This window comes from Fictibacillus barbaricus, from assembly GCF_014635025.1.
In the GTDB taxonomy this organism is placed as follows: Bacteria; Bacillota; Bacilli; order Bacillales; family Fictibacillaceae; genus Fictibacillus; species Fictibacillus barbaricus.
In genome coordinates this window covers 109,905-123,238 of the sequence record NZ_BMCE01000002.1, presented here as the reverse complement: position 1 = coordinate 123,238, position 13,334 = coordinate 109,905, and the positions used below count along the sequence as shown (strand labels likewise).

The window sequence follows — 13,334 nt, the reverse complement described above, 5'->3', positions numbered from 1 at the left end:
GGGGCTCTTTTTTATGTTTAACAAGAAGGAGACCAACAAAGTAGTTAAGAAATATATATTCTTTAAAGTATAAGGGTTGGCGGGACCGTGTGGGAATCGAACCCACCAGAGACTACACGAGCTTCTCACGAGGTTTTGAAGTTCTGTAAAACAGGTATGATTACAAAATACTATAAAAACTGCACTTAAACATGCTTAGTTTATCAACAGGAAAGCTGGTGGTTAGGAGTATGAAAAAAAGTTCATTACAAATTGCAGTGTGTTTAACAATTTTATTAGCCGGTTTATTTTTATATTCGTATAATCAAAAAGAAATGGTAGTAACAGCTCTTGGTGACTCACTAGCTTACGGATTAGGTGACACAAATGATAATGGATATATAGGAGACGTACAGCATCGCTATGAAACTGATACAGATAAAGAATTAATTGTTCATGATTATGGTGTCCCTAATGATACAAGCACAGATTTACTTGGACGCTTAAAAAACAATGAAATTGCAGTAAAAGCTAAACGGTCGGATATTATTTTTATCAACATAGGGACTAACGATTTTCTAAAAAGTACAGATCATTTAACAAAATTTAATCAAGAAGAGCTTGATAAAAATGAGGAAATATATAAAAAAAACTTGAACCAAATTATTAGTAAACTACAAAATCGAAAAAATCCCAAAACCATTTATATTCTAGGAATATATAATCCCAAAGTAAATGATAAGAACCCTGTCAATGAAGCGGTTTTAAATTGGAATCGATCAACGATAGAAGTAACAAAAAAGCACAAGAACACAGCATTTATTCGTACAGATGATTTATTCATCCAAAAGAACAAGCAGGTCTATTTTTCTGATAAACTGCATCCAAACGAAAAAGGGTATGCGTTAATCGGAGAGAGAGTATATAACACCTTAAAACAAAATTCTGATTACAAATAAGAATAAAGGTATAAGTTTCCATTTGACGTAATCTAATGTTTTTGGTATTCTACAACTCGGAATGAATTTAATATAAAGTCCTCACATAAATCTCGGTGAGGTAGAGGTCGCGTTGATTAAGAGTAAAACTGTAAGAGGCAAGTGGTGCTTATGAGAACAGTTTGAAAGGAATTGATGCCGAAATGGATTCTTGTCCACTATAAGAATTCGTTGGGGCTGCATTTAATAGGTGCAGAACTGTCGCAGAATTTTCTGCGTTGAGCTATCAGGGATTATTGTGGGGAGCTGATTATAACACGTATGGGCTTATCCATGCGTGTTTTTTTATTGGCTTAAAATCAACAGGAGGTTTTTCATCATGAAAAAAAACAATTGGAGCGTATGGCTCTTAACCGCATTTGTTGTTGGCAACATGGTAGGATCAGGTATATTTATGCTGCCAAATACTTTAGCTCAAACAGCAAGCCCTTTAGGAGTAACCGCAGCTTGGGCTGTTACTGGATTTGGCGTTTTGATGATAGCACTGGTTTTTGGTTCTTTATCTATCAGAAAACCAGAGCTCACTGCAGGTCCGCAAAGTTATGCTAGAGCACTATTCTCGGACCGTAAAAAAGGGAATGTAGCTGGTTTTAGTATGGTATGGGGATATTGGGTAGCAAACTGGATAAGCAACGTTGCAATCATCACGAGTTTTGCAGGATATTTATCAACCTTTTTCCCAATGATGCAAAGTACACAAGTAGTAGGAAACGTATTAAATCAAGAAATTCAGCTTGGAAAACTGATTACATTTATTGTTTGTACTGTATTGCTTTGGTTTACTCATTTTATTCTAGTTAAAAGTATTAATGGAGCAGGGAAGCTGAACTTCGTTGCGACCGCTTCAAAAGTAATCGGATTTATGTTGTTTATTGTTGCTGCATTATTCGCGGTGGAATCTTCCTTATTTGCCGATGCTTATTTCCCAGTAGTGGATGACGCAGGTGTTTCACACGGAATTGGAAGTCAAATCAACATGGCCGCTATTGCAACACTATGGGCCTTTGTAGGTATTGAGTCAGCTGTTGTCTTGTCAGGCAGAGCTTCATCTCAAAGAGACGTGAAAAAGGCAACAATCATTGGTTTACTTATTGCCTTAAGCATTTATATGATCACTACTTTATTAACGATGAATGTACTTCCAAGAGAAGTATTAATGACGTCAGACAAACCATTTGTCGATGTACTATCTGAATTAATTGGAAGCACGGGTGCTTCATTCATGGGTCTATTAGCTGTTATATCTTTATTCGGTTCTACCCTCGGTTGGATTCTGTTAAGCTCTGAGGTACCTTATCAAGCTGCAAAATCTGGTGTTTTTCCAGCATTCTTTGGCAAAGTTAATAAGAATGGCAGTCCTGTTAATGCTTTATCTGTCACGAATATCATGTCGCAGATTTTTATCTTTTCTACGATTTCAGGTACAATCGGCGAAGCTTACGCGTTCCTAACCACTTCAGCTACACTTGCTTATTTGATACCGTATCTGATCTCAGCTCTTTATTTCTTAAAGCTTGTGTATAAAGGTGAAACATATGATCAGATCAAAGGATCACGTGTAAGAGACGGAGCGATTGCATTATTTGCTCTCATCTACTCGAGTTGGGTTATTATTTCAGGTACATCGGATGCGAAAACATTCACTTTAGGAATTGGTTTGTTTTTCTTAGGATTTATTGTGTATCCGATCTTTAATAAATATACAGTTAAGAAAAGTAATGATAGTAAAGCTGCTTAAAGAGGTTTTCTTTTTGTTTGCTTTACCGTATAATGTGAATTAACTTCATAAGCTCGTATAATCGCAGGGATATGGCCTGCAAGTTTCTACCAAACCCCCGTTAAGGGTTTGACTACGAGTGACGCAAAATTTCAATCGCCCTTTTTCATAGGGTGTATTGGCTTGTTTTTATTCCGTTTACGATACCGGAGAATTGCTTCACTCGAACAGAGAGAAGTGGTTCTCCGGTTTTTTTATTTTAAAAAACATTAAGAGGTGGACCAATGAATTTTTTAGAACAGAAAATATGTGATGAAGGTTTGGTATTATCTTCATCTGTATTGAAAGTAGATTCTTTCTTAAACCATCAGATCGACCCTGAGTTTATGAAATTGATCGGGATTGAAATAGCAAATCGATATAAATCTGATAGAATTACTAAAATATTGACCATTGAATCATCCGGCATTGCCCCAGCCGTATTTGCGGGATTGGAACTAGGTGTCCCAGTTGTTTTTGCTCGAAAGAAAAAATCCTTAACATTAACAGAAGGCTTGTTAACTTCGAAAGTCTATTCTTTTACAAAACAAGAACAGAACGAGATTTCGATTGCAGAAAAATTTATGCATCCAGGCGAAAAAGTTTTGATCATTGATGATTTCTTAGCACATGGGGAAGCAGCACTCGGACTTGCAGATCTCGTAATAAAAGCAAATGCCCACATTTCTGGGTTTGGGATTGTTATTGAAAAATCGTTTCAGGAAGGCCGGAAAAAGCTTGAAGAAAAAGGTTACCGAGTTGAATCCCTCGCAAGAGTCAAAGAGATGAACACAAACGGGATTACATTTATTCAAAGCGAGGTGATGTCTTCATGAAAAAAGGTAAAGTATTTTCACTCGGTATACAGCATGTTCTAGCTATGTATGCCGGAGCCGTCATCGTTCCATTGATCGTAGGTGGAGCACTTAAGTTATCACCTGAACAGCTTGCTTATTTAGTGGCAATCGACCTCTTAACCTGTGGATTAGCTACAATTCTTCAAGTTTGGCAAAACCGCTTCTTCGGGGTTGGTCTACCGGTTGTATTAGGATGTACGTTTACGGCAGTAGGACCGATGATCGCCATTGGCGGTCAATATGGAATGAGCGCTATTTATGGTGCTATTATTGCTGCAGGCCTTTTTGTTGTCATTTTTGCTGGTGCATTCGGAAAAATACTTAAGCTGTTTCCTCCGATCGTGACCGGAACTGTTGTTACCATTATTGGAATCACATTAATTCCAGTAGCCATTAAAGATATGGCTGGCGGTGCGGGGAGTGAAACCTTCGGCTCTGCTCAAAACCTGCTTTTGTCTTTTGGTGTTCTTGGTTTTATTCTTTTTCTTTACCGTTTTTCTAAAGGCTTTATTCGTTCAGTATCCATTTTAATCGGATTAATTGCAGGTACTGTTGCATCTGCATCAATGGGATTAGTTGATTTTACACCTGTTTTGAAAGCTTCTTGGGTACACATGCCAAAGCCGTTTTACTTCGGAGTACCTACATTTGAGGCAGGCGCTATACTTACGATGATTCTGGTTTCGACTGTGAGCTTAATCGAATCTACAGGTGTTTTCATGGCTCTCGGAAAAATATGTGACCGCAGCCTGACACCTAAAGATTTAACAAAAGGGTACCGTGGAGAAGGACTAGCCATCATACTGGGCGGAATATTTAACGCTTTTCCATACACGACTTATTCACAAAACGTGGGACTTGTTCAACTTTCTGGTGTTAAGTCGAAACAAGTCATATATGTAGCAGGAGGTATGTTAGTATTTCTCGGTTTGATTCCAAAGGTTGCAGCTCTAACAACCTTAATTCCAACTCCTGTAATGGGCGGGGCAATGGTTGCGATGTTTGGTATGGTTTTTGCCTCAGGTATTAAAATGCTTAGTGAAGTGAACCTTGCTAAGCAAGAAAACCTATTAATTATTGCTTGTTCAGTTGGAATGGGTTTAGGTGTAACGGTAGAGCCAGAACTATTCAGCAAACTTCCTGAAAGTGTTCAAATCTTGACAGAAAACGGGATAGTAGCAGGCAGTTTGATGGCTATTCTGTTGAATCTGCTTTTTAACGCCAGAGCAGCGAAAGTTACAGTGCCACAGCTGCAAAAAACTCAAAAAGAAGTTGTACATCCTCAGTAATAGATAAAGAAAGGGCTTCCACATTGTTATGTGGAAGCTCTTTTTTTGAAAGAAAAGATTATACTTCGGAACAAATTTTTTGTTAAGCTCATATGTTAGTAATGTAATACAAGCTCATTAAATAGGAAGTGAATAAGTGAAAAGTAATAAAAGTAAAAAAGAAAGAACCCTGGGAAAGAGATTTATTAACCCATTAGAAGAAAACCTCGCAACTGATAGTAATGAGATCCCAGGTTACATTTTAACCGGGGATTATGTACCAACTGGAGGATACGTAGCTTCTGGAGAAAATAAATGGACAGGATACTATGTTTCGACTGGTGGATGTGTACCAACTGGAGACTTTGATTTAATAGGCTATTACGTACCAACTGGAGATTTTGAACAGACTGGCGGTACGGGCGGATTTGTTCCAACTGGAGACTATGAATTCAGTGGTCGTTTTGTGCAAAACGGAGATTATGCACCCACGCGCAGAAAGAAACCAGCAAAAGCAGCTATTCCTGTTTTTCGTGTTAAAGGGTATCCTAAGAGACTTAGTTCACCTAAGGGTTATTATATTCCATCGATCATTTCTTTATAATTTGATATACCTTTGAAAGGGGTATCGTTCTTGATCACCATTAGCTTATGTATGATTGTAAAAAATGAAGAAGACACAATTGGTAGATGTTTAACTTCTATACACGATTTAATGGATGAAATAATAATCGTCGACACCGGTTCAAATGACAAAACCAAGCGTATTGCTAGTCAATTTACAGATAAAATTTATGATTATAAATGGGCAGATCATTTTAGTTCTGCCCGTAATTACTCTTTTGGGTTCGCTACTAAACAATATACAATGTGGTTAGATGCCGACGATGTGATAAATACACAAAACAGGATGTTATTAAAACAGCTGAAAGGAAAATTAAGACAAAATACAAATTCCGTTACCATGAAATATCTAGTAAACCCAGATTCAATGAATAATCCTTCTTTTATCATAAAAAGAAATAGGTTAGTTAAAACCAATTGTCAATTTAAATGGAATGGGGCAGTTCATGAATATTTAGAAGTAAATGGTCCTATTTTCCACAGTGATATCAGCATTCATCATGTTAAAGATAGAACGGATACATCAAAGCGCAATCTATTTATTTACGAAAAACAGTTAGAAAAAGGCGAAATATTTACACCAAGAGATCTCTTTTATTATGCAAACGAGCTTCTTTGTCATCATGACATTCAAAAAGCCATTACATTCTATACTTTATATTTAAATCATAAAGAAGGATGGAAGGAAGACAAAATAATTGCTTGTGGTAAATTAGCAGATTGTTATGGAATGACGGGTAATCTTGAAAAAGAAAAGGAGATACTCTATAAATCGTTTCACTATGACCGTCCACGTGCAGATATTTGCTGCAGGTTAGGAAATCATTTTTATAAAAAGAATGAACTTAAGAAAGCTGTTTATTGGTATGAATATGCTTCTAAATTAAAATGGGATCAAAATTGTATGGGCCATTATCATATACCTTCTTGGACGTGGCTTCCACATCTGCAATTAACTGTTTGTTATTATAAAATAAGAGACTTTAAGAAGGCTTGTGAACATAATAAAATCGCTTTAAACTATTTCCCTCACGATTTGAGATTGATTAATAATCAGAAGATATTTGAAGAAAAAGTAAAAAAAACAGGCCGTTTGTAAAGCGGTCTGTTTTTTTTATTAGCTTATTTCTTATTGATTTTTATTAATTGGCCAGCATAAATTTGATCAGATGTAAATTTGTTAATCTTCATGATCTGTTGTAAGGGAATTTTATATCTTTTAGAGATTTGTCCTAACGTATCCCCAAAACGAACATAATGAAGATTGTACCTTCTCTCAAGTACCTCCGTGTAATGAATTAACTTACCGGTATCTTCTGACTCTAGTCTAGAGCTGATTATTCCTCTGTTGATTAATACTTGAATCATTTCTTCAGCTCTATGTTTGTAAGAGTGTGGTTTAACAGCAGTCATTCCATTTTTTCGAATGGCTTCTCTTTGTTTTGAGTTATTTAAATAATATTTAACTTTCTTGATCGTTTCTTCTGGTGTGGAAGAGACGATCAAATCACGTCCAGGAACAAATTTTTCTCGAACTGCTTCCGTGTCCGATGTTAGGAGACAACCTCCTGAACCGAGAACCTCAAAAGTTCTTTGAGACAATTGGTCTGTACAATTTTGCAAACCTATAATGATTTTAGATGAGCTATACACTTTTCTAGCTTTCGTATAATTGAGATAACCATGGAACCAATCTGAAGGGATACGCATTCCTAATTGACTACACAATTGCTGCCAATGATTGCCCCAAAAATCTACTCGGATCTTCTTCTCTAATAGAGGCAAGATCAGATTTTTAAATGAAGCAGAACGAAATACATCAGGATTTTGTTCAAGGTAATCAGGATATGCGTTTGCAACAACCGCAATATCAGCAGTGTATTTACTATATGTTCCCGCATGGTTATGAACTCTTGGATGAAAACCAAAATCGAGGTGTGCTGCTTTAATTCCTAATGTTTCATACGTTTCACATAAAGTACGCGTGACCGTAAACACAAAATCAGGCTGCATGGTACAAATTAGAGGCAAGGTAAAGTTCTTTGTGTGAAGGGGGTCTTCAGTGGACCAGTAAACTAAAGGTATATCTGCAGACCTAGCGGCATCACGTATCCAAGGTTGTTTTTCTTTTGAATGCTCAGGTGTCCATCCCATAGATAGAATCAAATCAGGTTCATATTTAGCAATCATATCTAAAATATTCTCTCGGCTAACTGGACCTGAAATAATTACCGTGTGACCAAGCTCTTTTAAACCATATGGTAAACCATAAATCCACATAGGATGACTTTCAAGGAAAAGAATTTTCATAGAATCGCCTTTCTGTTTATTATCAAGTAGTTATCCATATGTAAAACTTGAAAGGCTTGTCACGGCATAAACCTATAAGTATACGATTTTCAGGTAGGTCAAAAATGAGGAGGCTTTTAATAAGGCTTTTTTAGAATTTGTGGAGGTCTTTTTAGAAGGGGATTTTGGTGGATGTTGCACAGACCATAAAAAAAGAACGGTTACTACCATCGCTATATCTAGCATATGATAACCGTCCTTTATGTTTGTTTTGATTCATTTTATCTTTCTTTGTCTTCGTTTTTTTGGTAGCCATTATTTTGTACATTTCTGCAGCTGCATAAGTACTCCGATCTGCATGAGGATTGCGTTTACCTTCACGAATCATTTTTTCTCTCCATTTTTTTGATCTTGTTTTTGCCATTGGGGGGTTCCTCCTATTTATTTATATGAATGAAATTGCTATAATAAGCAACCTTCACAAGGAATAATATACCATATTTATATGCTTAATAGAATAAGTGGTGTAGTATGGTTCAAACTTATAGCAGAATCCATTTTAGGTACTTTGGATTATATTAGAAAAAATATGGAAATGGTATTATAACTTGGGGTCTGATGCTTCAGTCTCAATTATTGTAAAGGGGTTAGAGGGCATGAATATAAATCATAAGAAAATAGTTTCTCTTTCGTTAGCAATAAGTTTAATAGGTGCACCGATTGCTGGAACTGCATACGCAAAAAATCCGGCTAAAAACGATAGGAAAGTAAATCTTCGAATCATGGAGACTACTGATATTCATACGAATCTTCTTAACTTTGATTATTACAAAAATGCAGCTTCGGAAAAAGTGGGACTGGCTAAAACAGCTTCACTCGTTAGATCAGCACGTGCTGATTTAACATTCAGCCAAAACAGTGTCTTAGTTGACAACGGAGATCTTATTCAAGGCACCCCGCTCGGTACATATAAAGCAAAGGTAGAGCCGTTAAAAGAGGGTGAAGTTCACCCGGCAATTACAGCTATGAATCTAATGGGCTATGACATGGCAACGTTAGGAAACCATGAGTTTAACTATGGATTAGATTTTTTGGATGAAACGTATGACGATGCAAACTTTCCTTTTGTAAATGCTAACGTATATGTGGATGACCATGATAATGACCCAACCAATGATGTTAACAAATATACACCTTATAAGATTGTGGATAAGAAAGTAAAAGACGAAAATGGCAGAACAAAAGTGATTAAGATTGGATATATCGGATTTGTGCCGCCTCAAATCAACGAATGGGATAAATCGCATCTTGATGGAAAAGTCATTACAAAAAATATAATTGAAAGTGCTGAAAAGTTTATTCCACTAATGAAAGAAGAAGGAGCAGATCTTATTATCGCTCAAGCTCACTCTGGATTTAACGGAAGCACTTCAAACACGGAAGATGTTGTGTATGGTTTGAGTAAAGTAGAAGGAATCAGTGCGATTACTTTTTCACATACACACAAGGTATTTCCTGCTCCAGATCTAAAGAGTTTAGATGCATTGTTTAAAGATGCAAGCGGCAACGTACTACCTGGAGTAGATAATACCAAAGGAACCATAAACGGTGTACCCGCTGTACAAGCAGGTTATGGCGGCGGTTCGCTCGGACTAATCGACTTAACACTTAAAAAGGTAAAAGGTGAGTGGAAGGTCGTTAATTCTCAATCATCAGTACGGAATGTAACTGAAACCGGTATTACCCCCGATAAGCAAATAGTTGATGCTGTAACAAGTGTTCACGAAGCAACTATCAAATATGTAAACACGCCAATCGGAACAACAACCGATGATATCCATAGTTTCTTTGCACTAGTTCAAGATGATCCCTCTGTTCAAGTTGTAACTAATGCACAGAAGTGGTATGTGGAAAAGTATATTGCTTTAAACAAACCTGAATATAAGGAACTACCGATCCTATCTGTTGGTGCTCCTTTTAAAGCAGGAAGAAACGGAGCGGAAGAGTTTACAGAGATTCAAAAAGGCGATTTAACTATCCGTAGTGCTGGTGACCTCTACCTATACGACAACACCCTTAAAGCTATTAAAGTAAAAGGATCAGTTGTTAAAGAATGGTTAGAAATGTCAGCAGGCAAGTTTAAGACGATAGATCCAAGTAAAACAGAAGAACAAGAATTGCTTGATTCCAGTTTTCCTGTATATAACTTCGATGTAATCGATGGCGTTAATTATCAGATTGATGTGACTCAACCTGCCAAGTACGATAAAAACGGCACAGTTGTTAATCCAAAAAGCAGCCGTATTCTCAACCTAGCGTATAAGGGACAACCTGTAGATATGAACCAAGATTTTATTGTAGTTACAAACAATTACCGAGCAGGCGGTGGCGGAAACTTCCCGGGAGTTAAAGGGAGCGAGTACGTTGTGGACTCAGCTGATGAAAACCGTCAGATCTTAATGGATTACATTACTGAGATGAAAGTAATTACACCGACTGCAGATAACAACTGGTCGATCGCACCGGTTAGCGGGACTCCGAACGTAACGTTTACTTCATCTCCAAACGGCGAAAAGTATGCAAGTCCTGATGGTAAGATTACTTATCTAAATAGATTAGACGCTAAAGGGTTTGGATTTTACAATATTGATTTAAGATAAGAAGAAAAAGAGGGCTGTAATAGCTCTCTTTTTTTATGATTAATTTAGGAAAATGGTACGAAGGATATCTACATGATATATAGAACTAAATAGTAGATTGCGCAACATGGATGATTCATGATAAGATCGAACCGAACAAGTGTTCCTAATTCTAAAAATAAGACGAAGAGGTGCAAAGATGATTGTAGCAGTTAATCCTTATGTGGTTACAAACGGAAATGGACAAGAAGCGGTAAAATTTTACGAAAAAGCATTGAATGCTGAAGTAATTTCTATGCAAACGTTTGGGGATATGCCTGAAGATCCTAATCACCCTATTCCTAGTGAAGCAAAAGATCGAGTGATGAACGCTCAGTTTAAAGTAGGCGATACGATTATGATGCTTTCTGATACATTTCCTGGCATGCCGTATAATCTAGGATCACAAGTAAATATTGCCATTCATATTGATACCGTAGAAGATGCAAAGAATGTTTTCGAAAAACTTTCAGAAGGCGGAAAAGTGGGAATGCCGCTTCAAGAAACATTCTGGAGCCCATCATATGGGCAAGTTACTGATAAATACGGTGTTGAATGGCAAATTTCTACCATCAAACAAGACTAACTATTAATAATAGAACAGACCCCTTCTTTCAAATAGAAGGGGTCTGTTTGTTTACTCATCATCTTGATGAGGTTTATTTCTTTTTCCACAGTTGTTCAAGCTGAATAACCATTATCGTTCCAACTGTCCGTTGCTCCATATATTTTGCAGAATAGCGGGCAGAATTTGGTTACCCGAAAAGTATAGATAGAAGTAAGGGCAAAGAAGACCTTTTGCTTCCGTGATTTTTTATTCCCTTGCTTTTACTTGTAAAGGCGGGGGTACTAACCAGCCTTTTTCTTTGTTTAACTTTAGCATCTTTACACCAAATTGTGCCTTCGCTAAATGAAATTGACCATACATAACCCCAATGTCTTCACGAATGCTCTGACCAATCATCGAACTACAGGCCACAAGACCAGCTGCTACATCCTTTGATACAGATGCGCTGATTTCAGGATCAAGGAATCTTGCACCAGGAGGTATATCTTCTAATTTAGCTACCGGACGCTCAGGCGGAGCAGGTGGTAATCCAATTCCATTTGCCTTCAGTAATTCTTCGATCTGCTTATTCTCATTTTGAAGTCCTTCAATCGCTTCTTCAACTAATTTTTTCAGATCGCTATCCCCTGTGTGATTAACATATACCTGATAGCCAGCGATCATCCCATGGTTGGTAAGAAGGTGTGTCCAAGCTCCATATATCTCACCATAATGCATCGGTTCGTCCTTTGGATTTCCACTTAAGATTCCCATAACAACTCTCCTTATCTTCTTTTGATAATTCATGATTTACTCCTTTAAAAAGGATAAAGAACACAGGTATTAGTATTAGTTTATATATTTGTACTTATTCCTTGATTGTTGTTTCATTCGTATACCTTACATTTGAGAATCCTTAGTATAAAAAATTGGAAAAAAAGAAAGAATAATGCTGCAATATAAAAATAATAAAAGGAGATTTAAAAAAATGTTACGAAAAAAATTATTAGTAATTACTTCAATTATTCTTTCAATTGGGCTTTTGTTCGGGTGTAATACTAATGGGAATAATGCAGCGGATAATAATGACAATCTCACTGATACAAATATGACAAGAGATGTGGCTGCTACAAATGATAATGAGAACGATGATGATATGGATTGGGGATGGCTCGGTTTAATTGGTCTAGCTGGATTATTAGGCAGAAGAAGAAGAGATGACAGAAAAGACTAATCTAGAGCTAATTTAGACTTATATTTTTCAGATACCCATTTTTAAATAAATGGGTATTTTTTTTATCAATTTTGACTACGTATCACAAAATATAAGTGTGTATCAGTATATGGTAAATTTGGGTATAAAGGCAAAGAGTACAGGAGAAACTCTAATCTGAAAGCTATTATGAAAAAAGAGAGGTTCTTTAATGTACTATTACAAACAAGAATTAATCAATGAGATTAAGACTGACCGACCTGACCCAGCTGCCGCAAAAGTATTACAAGAAACACTCGGCGGTCAATTCGGTGAGATGCGTACCATGATGCAATACTTCTTCCAAAGTTCAAATTTTCGTGGAAAACAAACACAATACCGCGACTTAATAAGAGGAGTATTCTTAGAAGAAATCAGCCATGTTGAACTGGTTCAGAATACGATTAACCAACTGCTTAATGGTTCAGGTGAACCAGGAGTAGGTAATTCAGGTTCTGATGGAGCTCCGCTTGATGAGGCAATCAAGCATGCTAATCCACATCATTTTATCATGGGAGCTCAGAGTTCACTCCCTGTGGACGCAGGCGGTAATCCATGGAATGGTTCTTGGGTATATAATCATGGAAACTTGATTGCGGATCTGTTGAACAACTTAATATTGGAATCAACGGGTGTTCTTCAAAAGACAAGAATTTATGAGATGAGCTCAAACCAAACGATGAGAGAGACTCTTGCTTTTTTAATCGTCCGTGATAATGCACATCAGAACGCTTTTGCGAAAGCGTTAGAAACCCTTGGAGTGGATTGGGCAAAACTTTTCCCTGTACCTAATTATGATATTAATAAGTATCCGGAATGTCGTAAATACGTGGAGCTGGGATACCATAATGCTCAGTTTAATTTCAGACTGGATCACACACGGATCGCAGAAGTCTTCCAAGGCGAATCACCAAGTAGAAATGAAGGCAATTTATTCGTGAGTGAACCGCCTAAGGGCTTTCCAGTGCCTGAAATGCCAGAAATGCCAAACGAACATAGTCCTGGTTTAGGAGATATGAATCGTTAAATATAAAAAGACTTTCAACATGGTTGAAAGTCTTTTTTGTTTCTTACTAAGATTTGATA

At 36.9% G+C, this 13,334-nt stretch carries 13 protein-coding genes and 2 riboswitches; of the genes, 10 read left to right on the top strand and 3 right to left on the bottom strand.

Annotated elements, in window-relative coordinates; genetic code table 11:
* Positions 1 to 230: 230 nt before the first annotated feature.
* The 6 genes from IEV52_RS09980 to IEV52_RS09955 all read left to right on the top strand — a co-directional run bounded on the left by IEV52_RS09980 (position 231) and on the right by IEV52_RS09955 (position 6,581).
* Complete coding sequence (locus tag IEV52_RS09980; RefSeq protein ID WP_188402417.1) at positions 231 to 938, top strand: GDSL-type esterase/lipase family protein; 708 nt, start codon at positions 231 to 233, stop codon at positions 936 to 938.
* A 93-nt stretch (positions 939 to 1,031) separates the two neighbouring features.
* A riboswitch (Lysine riboswitch) is annotated at positions 1,032 to 1,211 on the top strand.
* An 82-nt stretch (positions 1,212 to 1,293) separates the two neighbouring features.
* The gene (locus IEV52_RS09975; protein ID WP_373869430.1) at positions 1,294 to 2,715 is read left to right on the top strand and encodes an amino acid permease; all 1,422 of its coding nucleotides are present in this window, start codon (positions 1,294 to 1,296) and stop codon (positions 2,713 to 2,715) included.
* A 33-nt stretch (positions 2,716 to 2,748) separates the two neighbouring features.
* Positions 2,749 to 2,850: riboswitch (purine riboswitch) on the top strand.
* 128 nt (positions 2,851 to 2,978) lie between these two features.
* Positions 2,979 to 3,569, top strand: a complete 591-nt coding sequence (locus IEV52_RS09970; RefSeq protein ID WP_188402415.1) for a xanthine phosphoribosyltransferase — start codon at positions 2,979 to 2,981, stop codon at positions 3,567 to 3,569.
* Positions 3,566 to 4,879 (top strand): nucleobase:cation symporter-2 family protein, encoded by a 1,314-nt coding sequence (locus IEV52_RS09965; RefSeq protein WP_188402414.1) that lies wholly within the window; start codon positions 3,566 to 3,568, stop codon positions 4,877 to 4,879. Before IEV52_RS09970 ends, IEV52_RS09965 begins: the two co-directional genes overlap by 4 nt.
* 136 nt (positions 4,880 to 5,015) lie before the next feature.
* A complete protein-coding gene (locus IEV52_RS09960; protein WP_188402413.1) occupies positions 5,016 to 5,462 on the top strand; it encodes a hypothetical protein in 447 nt (148 codons plus the stop codon).
* 30 nt (positions 5,463 to 5,492) lie between these two features.
* On the top strand, positions 5,493 to 6,581 hold the full coding sequence (locus IEV52_RS09955) for a tetratricopeptide repeat-containing glycosyltransferase family 2 protein (protein ID WP_188402412.1): 1,089 nt from the start codon (positions 5,493 to 5,495) through the stop codon (positions 6,579 to 6,581).
* Between the two features lie 23 nt (positions 6,582 to 6,604).
* Here IEV52_RS09955 and IEV52_RS09950 read toward each other — a convergent pair whose 3' ends face one another.
* Both IEV52_RS09950 and IEV52_RS09945 read right to left on the bottom strand, forming a co-directional pair.
* Complete coding sequence (locus IEV52_RS09950) at positions 6,605 to 7,792, bottom strand: DUF3880 domain-containing protein (RefSeq protein WP_188402411.1); 1,188 nt, start codon at positions 7,790 to 7,792, stop codon at positions 6,605 to 6,607.
* Between the two features lie 151 nt (positions 7,793 to 7,943).
* A complete protein-coding gene (locus tag IEV52_RS09945) occupies positions 7,944 to 8,195 on the bottom strand; it encodes a hypothetical protein (protein WP_188402410.1) in 252 nt (83 codons plus the stop codon).
* A gap of 232 nt (positions 8,196 to 8,427) precedes the next feature.
* Between IEV52_RS09945 and IEV52_RS09940 the strand changes: the two genes are divergently transcribed.
* The gene (locus tag IEV52_RS09940) at positions 8,428 to 10,431 is read left to right on the top strand and encodes a bifunctional 2',3'-cyclic-nucleotide 2'-phosphodiesterase/3'-nucleotidase (protein ID WP_188402409.1); all 2,004 of its coding nucleotides are present in this window, start codon (positions 8,428 to 8,430) and stop codon (positions 10,429 to 10,431) included.
* A gap of 178 nt (positions 10,432 to 10,609) precedes the next feature.
* Positions 10,610 to 11,035 (top strand): VOC family protein, encoded by a 426-nt coding sequence (locus IEV52_RS09935; RefSeq protein WP_188402408.1) that lies wholly within the window; start codon positions 10,610 to 10,612, stop codon positions 11,033 to 11,035.
* A gap of 228 nt (positions 11,036 to 11,263) precedes the next feature.
* Here IEV52_RS09935 and IEV52_RS09930 read toward each other — a convergent pair whose 3' ends face one another.
* Positions 11,264 to 11,770, bottom strand: coding sequence for a DUF3231 family protein (locus IEV52_RS09930; protein ID WP_188402407.1), 507 nt, complete (start codon positions 11,768 to 11,770; stop codon positions 11,264 to 11,266).
* 214 nt (positions 11,771 to 11,984) lie between these two features.
* Between IEV52_RS09930 and IEV52_RS09925 the strand changes: the two genes are divergently transcribed.
* Together IEV52_RS09925 and IEV52_RS09920 are read left to right on the top strand one after the other, a co-directional pair.
* Positions 11,985 to 12,230, top strand: coding sequence for a WGxxGxxG family protein (locus tag IEV52_RS09925; protein WP_188402406.1), 246 nt, complete (start codon positions 11,985 to 11,987; stop codon positions 12,228 to 12,230).
* Between the two features lie 190 nt (positions 12,231 to 12,420).
* Positions 12,421 to 13,275 (top strand): manganese catalase family protein, encoded by an 855-nt coding sequence (locus IEV52_RS09920; protein ID WP_188402405.1) that lies wholly within the window; start codon positions 12,421 to 12,423, stop codon positions 13,273 to 13,275.
* The last annotated feature ends 59 nt before the right edge of the window (positions 13,276 to 13,334 follow it).